The sequence below is a fragment of the Pantoea sp. 18059 genome, assembly GCF_902706165.1.
Taxonomy (GTDB): Bacteria; Pseudomonadota; Gammaproteobacteria; order Enterobacterales; family Enterobacteriaceae; genus Pantoea; species Pantoea agglomerans.
In genome coordinates this window covers 181627-194889 of record NZ_CACSJS010000005.1, presented here as the reverse complement: position 1 = coordinate 194889, position 13263 = coordinate 181627, and the positions used below count along the sequence as shown (strand labels likewise).

The following is a 13263-nucleotide window of genomic DNA, read 5'->3' as shown; positions in this document are numbered from 1 at the left end:
ATGCTTATCCTTCTATCGCGGCGACTTTGCCGATTTCACGCACCAGTGCCTCTTTACACTTCAGCATCTCGTCACGAAAACGGGCTTCGTGTCGCAGAAAACGTGCAGAAGGCACCAGCAAAGAGACAGAAAAACGACCAAACAGCGTATCCAGCGCAAACGCCATGGTAGAGATACCTTCCAGCGTTTCACCGCGATCCACGGCGATACCGGTTTCGCGCACTTCCCTGATAAGTTGCAGCAACTGAGGCAGCGTTTTCACCGTCATATCGGTTAACTCCTGCCAGGCGTCGCCAACGATCGTCCGTACATCTTTTTCACACTCCAGCGCCAGCAACGCCCGTCCACCGGAGGTGCTGTAGAGCGGCAGATTGAGTCCCATATGCGGAACCACCCGAAGCTCACGCGACGCCACCACGTGGTGAATAATCGCCAGCTGACTGCCGCTGGCGCGCGCCAGCGAGACGGTTTCATTGGTGTCGGAAGAGAGTTTTTCCAGCAGCGGACTGACCAGATCAACCACATCGGTATGTACGCTGGAGATCAGTTTTAACAGCGCCGGCCCCAGACGCAATCCGCCCGCCCCGCTGCTGCGCACCAGCTCTGCGCTGTCGAGCGCGGCAACAATACGCTGCACCGTTGAGCGCGGCAGTTCGACCGCCTGAGCAATCTCACCGAGGCTCATGCCGCCGGGCTGTTCGCCAAGCGCATTAAGAATTTTTGCCGCACGGGCAATGACCTGTATACCGCCCGTTTTTTCATCCTCGCGGCTGGAGGGTTGATGTGCCATAGCGTCGTCCTGTTTGAGCTGCCTTACTGTAGCGCGAATGCCGCACTTTTTACAGCCTGTACCACATTGCAATACAGTATACCGGGATGTAATATTACGACCTGTATCACATCGCAGTACACTGCATCATAATAACGAGATCGCCTGCAATGAACGCTAAGCCTGCCGCCGCGCCGGCCCCTCATCCTTTTACACTGCGACTGGCACTGGGATTAGTCGGCGTGCTCATCGCCGCCCTGACCTCCGGGCTGAACGATCGCGTCAGTGATATCGCGCTGGCCGATATCCGTGCCGCGATTGGCATCAGTTACGATCAGGGTAGCTGGATTATCTCTGGCTATCAGGCGGCAGAAGTAGCCGCCATGATGATTGCGCCCTGGTTTGCCGTCACCCTGTCGCTGCGGCGTTTTACGTTAGGCGTGTCGGCGGGATTTATGCTGACTGGCATTCTGCTGCCGCTGGTGCGGGATCCGACGCTGTTTATCAGCCTGCGCGTATTGCAGGGCCTGTTTGGCGGCGCCTTACCGCCAATGCTGATGACAGTCGCCCTGCGCTTTCTGCCGCCGCCCTTTAAACTTTTTGGCCTGGCGGGCTATGCCCTCACCGCGACGTTTGGCCCCAATATGGCGGCCTCGCTGGCCTCGTTGTGGACCGATCACGTCAGCTGGATGATGGTGTTCTGGCAGGTCGTGCCGTTGATGCTGATCGCTATGCTGCTGACAGGATGGGGATTGCCCCGGGATCCGCTGCGACCGGAACGCTTTCAGCAGATCGATCTGTTCGGCATGGTGACCGGCTGCAGTGGTGTTGCGCTGCTGATTCTGGTGCTGACCCAGGGTGAGCGCCTCGACTGGCTGAACTCGCCACTGATTACCGGTATGTTGCTCACCGCGCTGCCGCTGCTGCTGGTTTTCCTGATTAATGAGTGGTTTCACCCGCTGCCGCTGTTTAAATTGCAGATGCTCCGACGGCCAAATCTGGCGCATGGCTTGCTGGGCCTGGCCTGCGTGCTCATCCTTGGGCTTTCAGGCTCCGCGCTGCCTTCGGCCTATTTTGCTCAGGTCAGCGGCTTTCGCACACTTGAGTTTGCCCCGCTGGCGCTGGCGGTAGGCCTGCCGCAACTGCTGATCGCACCACTGATTGCAGCCCTGCTGAATATCCGCTGGATCGACTGCCGCTGGATGCTGACGGCGGGCGTCGGCTTGCTGGTGACCTCCTGTCTGCTGGGCACACAGATCACCAGTGACTGGGCGAGACAGAATTTCTGGCTGCTGCAGATCCTGCAGGCGTTCGGACAACCGATGATCATTTTGCCGATACTGATGAGCGCCACCAGCGTTGTGGCCCCGCCAGAAGGCCCGTTTGCCTCGGCGATGTTTAATACGGTGCGCGGCTTTTCCAGCATCGCTGCCTCTACGCTGGTTGAGGTTTTCCTTTCGCATCGTGAGCAGTTTCACTCCAGTGTGCTGATTAATCAGGCGGCCAGTCGCAGCTGGCTGATGACAGCGCCGACGGCCAGTCAGGCCAGCAGCAGCTTGCCGCTGTTGCCGGATGGCAGCATCAGCGCCGCCGATAATCTCAGCGGATTCGCTACCCTGGTCAGGCATCAGGCCACGATCCTTGGTCTGAGCGACAGCTGGCTGATGCTGACCGGCTTTGCCGCCTGCCTGTTATTGCTTACCGCCATCCTGCCAAAACGGGTGTGGCCGCCTCAAACTTTGATTCAAAACCCTTCCCGGAATAACTGAATATGCGTGCTTTCGAAATGAAAAGAACCCTGCTGCTGAGTCTGTTGCTGCTGGTGTTACTGGCCATCGCTTTTGTGGTCTGGTCACTGATGACCGGCAATGATCACCGCACCAACGACGCTTACGTCAATGCGGACTACACCCTGGTGGCACCGAAAGTCTCGGGCTACATCAGCCATGTGCAGGTGCAGGATAATCAGCAGGTCAAAGCGGGTCAGCTGCTGGCGACGCTGGACGATCGTGACTATCGTGTGGCGCTTGAGAGTGCGGAGGCTGACCTGCAGGTGAGCCAGGCGAAACTGCTGAGCAGTCAGGCACAGCTGGAGCAGCAGCAGTCGGTGATTGATCAACAGAAAGCCAGCGTCGCGGCCAGCGAAGCCTCTGCGCAGTATGCCGGTCAGAGCGCCGATCGTTATAACCGCCTCTATAAAAGCGGTACCGTGGCAGCCGACGATCAGCAGAAAGCCAGCTCAAACCAGCGCTCGGCGCTGGCAGCCGTGCATCAGAGTCAGGCCGCGCTGGCGTCGGCAGTAAAACAGGTGGGGGTGTTACAGGCGGCGGTGCGTTCTGCGGAAGCGGATGTTGCAGCGGCGAAGGCCAGCGTCGATCAGGCCAGGCTGAATCTCTCCTACACCCGCATTACTGCGCCCGTTGACGGCATGGTAGGTCAGCGCTCGGTGCGGACCGGCGCGTACGTATCAGCCGGCACCCGTCTGCTGGCGGTGGTGCCACTGCAGCAAACCTACATAACCGCTAACTATCTTGAGACGCAGTTAAGCGATGTGCGTCCCGGCCAGCGGGTGCGGATCCGGGTGGACGCCCTGCCGGGCGAGACCTTTACTGGTCATGTGGACAGCATCGCACCGGCCACCGGCGCAACTTTTTCGGCGATCTCTCCCGATAACGCCACCGGCAACTACACTAAAGTCGTTCAGCGTCTGCCGGTGAAAATTGTGCTGGATGGCGACCAACAGCATCTGGCTCAGTTACGTGTAGGCATGTCGGCGATCCCTGAAATCGAAGTGCCGTAAAATTGTGAGCAATATCTCAGAACGGACCTATTTCATTTGGGGAGGATTCCGCGTAAATTAGCGCTCGATCCTGTTCTGAGTTATTCAGATCAACCCGGAAAAGAGCAGACCATGACTGTAAATGGCGATCTCTTTTCCACATCTGTTCGCGTTGCACTGGTTTGGGATCGCCATCATCGTAACCGCTCAGAGGAGTTGCTTTGTGAAATATGCCTTGATGGGAATATCTTTTTTCGCGTTACTTTGGTTCGGAACCTTTGTTCTGCTGCTGAAGTAATGGCGTGACAGTGCCGCCACGGGGCGACCCCTGAGTCGCCCCTGCTGGCTGTCAGCGTTCTTCTTCCATTTTTATGCTGCCTGGCAATATGCCATCGGCACGAAACATCGCTTTAATTCCCCGTACCGCCTGACGAATACGATCGCTGTTCTCTATCAGCGCAAAACGCACGTGCGTGTCACCATAGTCGCCAAACCCGATACCGGGCGAGACACAGACTTTCGCCTCCTGCAGCAGTTTCTTGGCAAACTCCAGCGACCCCAGATGTGCGTAATGGTCCGGTATTTTTGCCCAGACGTACATTGAGGCTTTCGGGTTATCCACCATCCAGCCCGCTTCATGCAATCCTTTGACCAGCACATCACGGCGGCGTTTGTACTGCTCTGCGATGTCGCGCACGCACTGTTGATCCCCTTCCAGCGCCGCAATCGCCGCCACCTGCAGTGGCGTAAAGGTGCCGTAGTCATGATAACTTTTGATTCGCGCCAGCGCGGCGACCAGCTCTTTGTTGCCCACCATGAAACCGATGCGCCAGCCCGCCATGTTGTAGCTTTTTGACAGGGTAAAGAATTCGACGGCGACATCACGCGCGCCCGGCACCTGCATAATCGATGGCGCTTTCCAGCCATCGTAGACGATGTCGGCATAGGCCAGATCGTGGATCACCAGCACGTTGTACTGCTTCGCCAGCGCAATCACCCGTTCGAAAAAGTCGAGCTCCACACACTGTGCGGTAGGGTTGGACGGGAAGCCAAGGATCATCATTTTTGGCTTGGGATAGCTCTCGCGAATGGCGCGTTCCAGCTCATTGAAGAAGTCGACACCCGCCACCAGCGGCACCGAGCGTACCTGCGCCCCGGCAATCACCGCACCGTAGATATGGATCGGATAGCTGGGATTGGGCACCAGCACGGTATCACCGTGATCCAGCGTCGCCAGCATCAGGTGCGCCAGGCCTTCTTTGGAACCGATGGTGACAATCGCCTCTGATTCAGGATCGATCTCAACCTGATAGCGATCGGCGTACCAGCGCGAGATTGCCCGGCGCAGGCGCGGAATACCGCGAGAAGTGGAATAACCGTGGGTATCGTCACGCTGCGCCACCTGGCATAACTTTTCGACGATGTGTGGCGGAGTCGGACCATCCGGGTTGCCCATTGAAAAGTCGATGATATCTTCGCCGCGCCGACGCGCAGCCATCTTCAGTTCAGCGGTGATGTTGAAAACGTAAGGGGGTAAACGTTCGATACGCGAGAAACGACGGGGTGTGCTGTTATCAGCCATGATGTCCTCTGGATTACGTAAGCGCCCGGACCGTCCGAGCGACGCGGGTCACTGTGGTGACCCGTTACGAACATAACGTGGCGAGGATCATTTTGTCGAGGGTGGCGGAAAATATTTTAATTTTTGCGGATTCAGCCGCCCCAGCAGCCAATCGTTCACCCAGCAGCCGTTCAGCAGATAATTATCCCGTAGCGTGCCCTCAAGCTGAAAGCCGTTTTTCTCCAGAATACGGCGTGACGCCCAGTTCCCTTCAATCACCATCGCTTTGAGTTTGTGGAAATCGGCTTCAAGCAAAAACTGACATAGCGCAGCCAGGGCTTCGCTGCCATATCCCTGACCACAGTGGCGATGCAGCAGCATATAGCCCACCTCCGCCTGACGATATGGCTCCCATTCGGGGCTGCAGCCAAACAGGCCAATCGGCTCACCGTTGTCACGACGTCGCGCAACCAGGCAGAGCATATGAAAACTGCTCGCCTGCCAGGGGGCCAGACGCTCGGTGAAGCGCTGGCGGATATCCGCTTCATCGGGGACTTCGCTCACCCAGGTCATGGTGTCGCGATCTTCATGGACGGCACGAAACAGTTGCCAGTCTTCTGGCTGTAATTTACTCAGGGTTAATCTGGCGGTGACAAGTTGCATCTGCTGCTCCCGATGGGCGCGGTTTTCCAGCGGTCACTGGCGCACCTCATCGCGCAACATAGCAAAACGGCACCTTAGCGACCAGCCTCTGCAGGGCGAAAAAACTGTTCCCCTTTAATGCACTCAACCTTTCCTCTTTTTGCCCATATGCCGTAAAAATTGATCTGAAACACTAACTCCCGCCGTGATTGATCGGGACGCTAGCGGTTCGCGATCACATTTTTTATCATAGAGGCACTTTCCATTGCCGACGAGTCGCCTGTGTCCTCCCACTTCACGATGTTACTGGCAGTATTTGACCGCGCCGCCCTGATGCTGATCTGCCTGTTCTTTCTGACACGCACCCGCCCGTTTCGTCAGCTGCTGCAAAAAGATGAACACACCCGTGCGGAGAAAGTGGCGGTTACTGCCATCTTTTCCCTGTTTGCGCTGTTCAGTACCTGGTCGGGTGTCGATGTCGATGGTTCACTGCTGAATGTGCGGGTCATCGCCGTGATGGCGGGTGGCATTCTGTTTGGTCCCTGGGTCGGGATCGCCACCGGGGTTATCGCCGGTCTGCACCGTTTTCTGATCGATATTCACGGCGTGACCTCCGTGCCCTGCCTGATTACCAGCATCATTGCCGGTATCGTCGCGGGCGGTATTAATCGCCGGGTACTGAAAGAGCACCGCTGGCGTGCCGGTATCGTCGGCGGCATGCTCTGTGAAGCCCTGACGATGTTGTTGATTGTTGTGTGGGCGCGCCCCACCTCACTCGGGCTGGCGATTGTGTCGGAAATTGCCCTGCCGATGATCCTCGGTGCCTCCAGTATCGGCATCATTGTACTGCTGGTGCAGAGCGTCGAGGGGGAAAAAGAGGCGATTGCCGCCCGCCAGGCCAAGCTGGCGCTGGAGATCGCCAATAAAACCCTGCCGCTGTTCCGTCAGGTGAACAGCGACTCGCTGCGCAACATCTGTGACATTATCCGACGGGAGATCAAAGCCGATGCGGTGGCGATGACCGATAAAAAACAGATTCTGGCCTACGTCGGCTATGGCGAACATAATTATAAACATGGGGATGATGGCATCAGCCCCACCACGGCGCAGTCGATCGCCAGCGGTAAAATTATCATTAAGAACAACGATGAAGCGCATCGCACCAAAGATATTCACTCCATGATTGTGATCCCGCTGTGGGAGAAAGGCAAAGTCACCGGCACGCTGAAAATCTACTATCGCCGCGCACACCGTATTACCGGCTCGCTGAAGGAGATGGCGATCGGCCTGTCACAAATCATCTCAACCCAGCTTGAAGTATCGCGTGCCGAGCAGTTGCGCGAGATGGCTAATAAAGCGGAACTGCGTGCGCTGCAAAGTAAAATAAATCCTCATTTCCTGTTCAACGCCCTGAATGCTATCTCCTCTTCTATCCGGCTCAATCCCGATACCGCCCGTCAGCTGGTGATAAATCTGTCACGCTATCTGCGCTACAACCTGGAACTGAACGACGATGAGCTAATCGACATCCGTAAAGAGCTGTGGCAGGTGAAAGATTACATCGCCATCGAGCAGGCCCGGTTTGGCGATAAGCTGACGATGATCTATGACGTCGATGAGGATCTCCATTTTCTGCTGCCGAGTCTGCTGATCCAGCCTCTGGTGGAGAATGCCATTGTCCATGGCATCCAGCCCTGTAAAGGCAAAGGCGTGGTGACGCTGAGCGTCCGGGATCTGGGCGATCAGGTGCGGATCTCGGTGCGGGATACCGGCCAGGGCATCAGTGACGAAGTGATAGCACGGGTGGCGCGCAACGAGATGCCCGGTAATAAAATCGGCCTGCTCAATGTGCATCATCGGGTAAAACTTTTGTCGGGTCAGGGATTGAATATCGTGCGGCATCAGCCGGGCACCGAGATTTCCTTTACGCTGAGTAAGAATGGCCAGCGCCTGGCGGAGAATCTGTTATGAAAGCCATTATTGTGGAAGATGAATTCCTGGCGCAGCAGGAGCTGAGCTGGATGATTCAGCATCACAGCAAAATCGAGATTGAAGCCTGTTTTGACGATGGTCTGGACGTGCTGAAGTACCTGCAACAGCATCGGGTTGATGTGATTTTCCTCGATATCAACATCCCCTCACTGGATGGCATGCTGCTGGCACAGAATATCCATCAGTTTGCCCACAAGCCACTGATTGTCTTTATTACCGCGTGGAAAGAACATGCGGTGGAAGCGTTTGAGCTGGAGGCGTTTGACTACATTCTCAAGCCCTATCAGGAGTCGCGGATTGTTACCATGCTGAACAAGCTCGAAGCCACAGCGCAGGCGCAGCAGGCGGTCAGCCATCTCAGCGCCACGCCCGCGCCGCAGACGGTCAACCTGATCAAAGATGAGCGCATTATCGTCACTGACGTGAATGATATTTACTACGTTGAGGCGCATGAGAAGCTGACCTTTGTTTATACCCGGCGCGAATCCTACGTGATGTCGATGAATATTACCGAGTTCTGTTCACGCCTGCCGGAACAGCAATTTTTCCGCTGCCACCGCTCTTTCTGCGTCAGCCTCAGCAAGATTCGTGAAATCGAGCCGTGGTTTAACAACACCTATCTGCTGAAGCTGCGCGATCTGGAGTTTCAGGTGCCGGTCAGCCGCAGTAAGGTGAAGCAGTTTCGACAGCTGATGCGCCTGTAGCGCAGGAGGGTTAAAGGCCTGTTCAGAAAGGGGGGTGGCGAAGCAGGAGAGCAGCAGCAAAAAATCCGGGGGTTTTCCCGATCCTGCCCCGCTGAAGCAGGCGATCGGGAAAATCGCTCGCGCGCAGAATGGCAGTGCGCGCGAGGTAAAGCAGAATCAGATTTCGCGACCCAGCGTCTGGCGCAGATGCGCGCCCGCGCCCAGCAGGCCAGGCTGGTCGTGCGTAATCATATAAACCGGGATGCTGGCAACATAGTCGCGGAAGCGGCCTTTATCTTCAAACGCCGCACGGAAACCCGACGACTTAAAGAACTCCAGGAAGCGTGGCACGATGCCACCGGCAATATAGACACCACCAAAGGTGCCAAGATTCAGCGCCAGGTTGCCGCCGAAACGGCCCATGATGACGCAGAACATTGACAGCGCGCGACGGCAGTCGGTGCAGCTGTCATCCAGCGCACGCTGGCTGACATCTTTCGGCTTCAGGTTTTCCGGCACGCGATTATCCACTTTAACAATCGCACGATAGAGGTTAACCAGACCGGCACCTGACAGCACACGTTCCGCTGAAACATGGCCCAGCTCTTCGCGCAGCACTTCCAGGATCTGATCTTCTTCTTCGCTGTTGGCAGCGAAGTCGACATGACCGCCCTCACCTGGCAGGCTGACCCAGCGCTTGTCCACATGCACCAGATGGCTGACGCCTAATCCGGTGCCGGCACCATAAATCGCGATAGGTTTATCTTTGACTGGCTCTGTACCGCCAAACTGAATCACGTTTTCGGCGGTCAGCATCGGGATCGCCATAGATACCGCAGTGAAGTCGTTAATGATTTCCAGGTGTTCAAAACCGATGTTCTCTTTGAGCTTGCGCGTGGAAAACGCCCAGTCATGGTTGGTCATTTCAACCCAGTCATCGGTAATCGGGCAGGCAATGGCAATACAGCCATCTTTAACGTCCTGCTGTTGTTCATCAAGATAGTGGCGGATGACGGCTTCGAGGCTGTCGTATTCTGATGTTGAGAATGTTTTGGCCTGGGTGATGCTGCCGCTTTCCACCTCACACAGGGCGAGGCGTGCGTTAGTACCGCCGACATCGCCGACCAAGGCATAGGTTGTCATTCTTCTGTTGCTCCGCTTGGGGTCTTAAGAGTTGGAGGACACTATAAAATTCTGCCCATAAAACAACAACGCTCACCGGTGCGATTGGTGAGCGTCTTACTCAGGTGTGCTACAGCCTAACCGCGATAGTCCACCCTGCACAGCGGCAACTATCTGAATCTTAGCCGCCGTTGCGTTGATTCAGGCAGGCGGTGACTTTTCGTAGCAGTGGCGGCAAATCCTCTTTCTGCATGACGACTTCAACCAGAGAGAGCCACTTCGGCTCTGAGAGTCGCGCCATCACTTCCTCTAACTGCACCGTTTCACTAATACGCCAGCTCTGCGCCTGGCCCTGCAGGCTAAGGGCGTGCGGTAAGGCCGTCCAGTTCCACTGGGCAATATCATTGTAACGTTGTGTTGCGCCATGAATCGCCCGTTCGACGGTATAGCCTTCATTATTTAGCAAAAAGAGTATCAGTCGCTGCTGGTCACGCAGCATCGAACCCAGTTCCTGAATTGTCAGCTGCGCCGAACCGTCCCCGATGATCAGGATAACCCGGCGATCAGGATCGGCAGTCTGCGCGCCAAATGCTGCCGGAAGAGTATAGCCGATTGATCCCCATAATGGCTGAACCACCAGCTGCGCCTGCGAGGGCAATCTTAACGCGGCGGCCCCAAAGGCGGCTGTCCCCTGCTCGGCCAGAATAAGGTCGCCGGGTTGCAGGAATGCCTGCATCGCCTGCCAGAACGCCTGCTGGCTGATCACCGCCGCCGGTTCTGCAGGCTGCGCGGCGGGCGGCGTGGCACCGGGTTGCCACTGCTGGCCATAGCGTTCAAACAGCGGCAGCAGTTCGCTCAGCGCATCCGCCATCGACAGTGGCGCAAAATTTTCACCGCCCACGCTGGCGCTGAGGGGCTGCAGATCAATCAGCCGCTCAGGGTTAAACTGCTGCGTGAAGCCTGCAGTAATGGTGTCGGTAAATCGCACCCCGACGCAGATCGCCACATCCACCTGCTCGATCTGTTCGCACACCTGACCTGCGCTGGCCTCACCGGCATAGGTACCGACGTAACCCGGCTGCTGTTCATCCAGAACCCCCTTGCCCATCAGCAGGCTGGCACAGGGAATCGCACACTGTTCACGCAGCGCGGCCAGTGCGGACTGCTGCTGCCAGCGCAGCGCAAGAAAATCGGCCAGGAGTGAAACCCGCTGCGCCGGTGCCAGCAAACGTTCCGCCGCGTCGCTGAAAGCGCGACGCGCAGCGGGCGAAGAGGATTGATGACTGTTCAGGGGCTGCGCGGGTGGCTGCACCTCCATGGCCGCCACGTCGACGGCCATCGACAAATAGCCGGGACGACGGGCCTGCAGCGCACTGACGATCACCCGATCAATCTCAGCCGTGGCGTTGTCGGCGGTAAGCTGTGCCGTTGCCGCACTGACTTCTGTGGCCATGCGAATAAAATGCTGGAAATCGCCATCGCCCAGCGAATGATGAACACAATCCCCCTGCAACTGGGCCTGCGTCGCAGGCGCGCCAACGATATGGATCACCGGCAGATACTCGGCATAACTGCCCGCAATGCCATTAATCGCGCTGAGCTCGCCCACACCAAACGTGGTCAATAGCGCTCCCGCGCCGTTGCAGCGTGCATAACCGTCTGCCGCATAGGCTGCGTTAAGCTCATTAGCGCAGCCTACCCAGCTGATGGCCGGATGGGCGATGACGTGGTCAAGAAATTGCAGGTTATAGTCGCCCGGCACGCCAAACAGATGCTTTACACCAATCTCCTGCAGACGGGTCAGCAGGTAATCTCCAACAGTAAAAGTGGACATTGCGCATTCCTTTCAGGGAAGAGTCGGGTTAAGTATCTGACACAGGATGAAATTAGCGAGGCGTGCCGCTATTTTAGCCAGCCGCAATGGCTGGAAAGGCGACGTTACGCTGGCGGAATATTCTGTAAAAATGCGAATTGCAGCGCGCTGTCACTGAGTGTAACCGTATACACTGATAGACTTTTGGCACATATCCCCGTTTTTACCCAGGAGCGCTGAATGTCCCTTTTCCCTCATCCCGATCGCTATCAACAGATGGAATATCGCCGCAGCGGCCGCAGCGGAATCAAACTGCCCGCCATTTCGCTGGGACTGTGGCATAACTTTGGTGACAGTACCCGGGTCGATAACAGCCGTGAGCTGCTGCGTCATGCGTTTGACCTTGGCATCACGCACTTCGACTTAGCCAACAATTACGGTCCACCCCCTGGCTCAGCCGAAGAGAACTTCGGGCGTATTCTGCGGGAAGATTTTCGTGCCCATCGTGATGAGCTGATCATCTCCACTAAAGCGGGCTATACCATGTGGCAGGGGCCTTATGGGGATTGGGGTTCGCGTAAATATCTGGTCGCCAGTCTGGATCAGAGCCTGAAGCGAATGGGGCTGGAGTATGTGGATATTTTCTATCATCACCGTCCCGATCCGGAAACCCCGCTGGAAGAGACGATGCGCGCGCTGGATCATGTGGTGCGCCAGGGCAAAGCGCTTTACGCTGCCCTTTCTAACTATCCGGCCGATCTCGCCGCCGAAGCGATAGCTATCCTGCGCGATCTCGGCACCCCTTGTCTGATTCACCAGCCGCGCTATTCGATGTTTGAACGCACACCTGAGCAGGGATTGATTCAGACGCTGGGCGATGCGGGCGTCGGCTGTATCGCCTTCTCTCCGCTGGCAGGCGGCGTGCTCACCGATCGCTATCTGCAGGGCATTCCGGAAGATTCGCGCGCGGCCAGCGGCAGCAAGTTCCTGAATGAGAACCAGCTGACGGATGAGAAGATGGAGAAAGTCCGCAAGCTTAATGCTATTGCGCAGCAGCGCGAACAGAAGCTGGCGCAGATGGCGCTGGCGTGGGTGCTGCGCGATGAGCGTGTGACTTCAGTACTGATCGGAGCCAGCAAAACAGCCCAGATCGATGACGCGGTGGCGATGCTCGCTCGCCGTCAGTTTAGCGACAGCGAGTTAGCGGCGATTGACGCGGCGCTGATGTAACGGTTTTAGCGCCCGGCTGAGGCCGGGCGTTTTCTGCGCCAGAATAGTCTCAAACCCCTTTCTCTCCCCAATTTCCTCACAATCTTCCGACACAATGATGCGGTAACAAAAGCAATACGCAGGCATAATCGCTGCGCCGCAACAGCGTCAGACTGTTGATGAGGAGAAGAAAATGAAAAGAGCCCTTATTTTTGCTGCCCTGCTGGCCCTGTTGTCGCCGCTGGCACACCACACAGCCCAGGCCTCTAGTGCCTCTATTACTCTGGCCCCCGGCGTCACCCTGAATCTTGGCGATCGCGATCGCCGAGGCTATTACTGGGATGGTGGTCGCTGGCGTGAACCGCGCTGGTGGAACGACCGCTATTCTTACAACGAACGCCGCTGGTGGCGACACGAAGAGTGGCGTCGTCAGCAGCAGTGGGAGCGCGAACGCCGCTGGCATGAGCGCGACCGTGAGCGTCGCTGGGAACATCAGTATCGCCGCGATCGTGATCGTGGCTGGGATCATCATGACCGTCGTGGTCCTGACCATCGCGGACACGATCGCCATTAATAAAAACGCCCGGCAGAACCGGGCGTTTCAGACAACACAAAGACTTCAATCAGTGTGATTCTGGCCGCAACGCATAAACTCAACGCGCAGGGAACACGGTCAGAAGAGGAAAGCGTCCC

General features: G+C 56.9%; 12 protein-coding genes. 7 read left to right on the top strand and 5 right to left on the bottom strand.

Annotation, left to right across the window (positions count from 1 at the left end):
• Positions 1–4: 4 nt before the first annotated feature.
• A complete protein-coding gene (locus GVJ63_RS15015; protein WP_010257875.1) occupies positions 5–790 on the bottom strand; it encodes an IclR family transcriptional regulator in 786 nt (261 codons plus the stop codon).
• 149 nt (positions 791–939) lie between these two features.
• Here GVJ63_RS15015 and GVJ63_RS15010 point away from each other — a divergent pair, with 149 nt between their 5' ends.
• From GVJ63_RS15010 to ypdK, 3 genes are all read left to right on the top strand, one after another.
• Complete coding sequence (locus GVJ63_RS15010) at positions 940–2538, top strand: MFS transporter (protein WP_159227067.1); 1599 nt, start codon at positions 940–942, stop codon at positions 2536–2538.
• 2 nt (positions 2539–2540) lie between these two features.
• Positions 2541–3569, top strand: a complete 1029-nt coding sequence (locus tag GVJ63_RS15005; RefSeq protein WP_010257869.1) for an HlyD family secretion protein — start codon at positions 2541–2543, stop codon at positions 3567–3569.
• Between the two features lie 202 nt (positions 3570–3771).
• On the top strand, positions 3772–3846 hold the full coding sequence (gene ypdK, locus GVJ63_RS15000; RefSeq protein WP_099257831.1) for a membrane protein YpdK: 75 nt from the start codon (positions 3772–3774) through the stop codon (positions 3844–3846).
• A gap of 51 nt (positions 3847–3897) precedes the next feature.
• On the opposite strand, the gene alaC is transcribed toward ypdK, so the two are convergent.
• Both alaC and GVJ63_RS14990 read right to left on the bottom strand, forming a co-directional pair.
• Entirely contained in the window at positions 3898–5130 is a 1233-nt protein-coding gene (alaC, locus tag GVJ63_RS14995) for an alanine transaminase (RefSeq protein ID WP_033744233.1), read from the bottom strand.
• An 87-nt stretch (positions 5131–5217) separates the two neighbouring features.
• On the bottom strand, positions 5218–5772 hold the full coding sequence (locus tag GVJ63_RS14990) for a GNAT family N-acetyltransferase (protein ID WP_159227066.1): 555 nt from the start codon (positions 5770–5772) through the stop codon (positions 5218–5220).
• A 279-nt stretch (positions 5773–6051) separates the two neighbouring features.
• On the opposite strand from GVJ63_RS14990, the gene GVJ63_RS14985 reads away from it, so the two are divergent.
• Together GVJ63_RS14985 and GVJ63_RS14980 are read left to right on the top strand one after the other, a co-directional pair.
• Positions 6052–7722: a sensor histidine kinase gene (locus GVJ63_RS14985; protein ID WP_010257859.1), complete on the top strand. Its 1671-nt coding sequence runs from the start codon at positions 6052–6054 to the stop codon at positions 7720–7722.
• Positions 7719–8447 (top strand): LytTR family DNA-binding domain-containing protein, encoded by a 729-nt coding sequence (locus tag GVJ63_RS14980; protein WP_033769736.1) that lies wholly within the window; start codon positions 7719–7721, stop codon positions 8445–8447. Before GVJ63_RS14985 ends, GVJ63_RS14980 begins: the two co-directional genes overlap by 4 nt.
• Before the next feature lie 156 nt (positions 8448–8603).
• Here GVJ63_RS14980 and glk read toward each other — a convergent pair whose 3' ends face one another.
• Both glk and ipdC read right to left on the bottom strand, forming a co-directional pair.
• A complete protein-coding gene (gene glk / locus GVJ63_RS14975; RefSeq protein ID WP_010257856.1) occupies positions 8604–9569 on the bottom strand; it encodes a glucokinase in 966 nt (321 codons plus the stop codon).
• Positions 9570–9729: 160 nt separating this feature from the next.
• Entirely contained in the window at positions 9730–11382 is a 1653-nt protein-coding gene (gene ipdC / locus GVJ63_RS14970; protein ID WP_159227065.1) for an indolepyruvate decarboxylase, read from the bottom strand.
• Positions 11383–11601: 219 nt separating this feature from the next.
• Here ipdC and mgrA point away from each other — a divergent pair, with 219 nt between their 5' ends.
• Complete coding sequence (mgrA, locus tag GVJ63_RS14965; protein WP_033788118.1) at positions 11602–12591, top strand: L-glyceraldehyde 3-phosphate reductase; 990 nt, start codon at positions 11602–11604, stop codon at positions 12589–12591.
• A gap of 172 nt (positions 12592–12763) precedes the next feature.
• Positions 12764–13144 carry a DUF2502 domain-containing protein gene (locus GVJ63_RS14960; protein ID WP_033758570.1) on the top strand — a complete coding sequence of 127 codons (381 nt, stop codon included), beginning with the start codon at positions 12764–12766 and terminating at the stop codon, positions 13142–13144.
• Positions 13145–13263 lie beyond the last annotated feature (119 nt).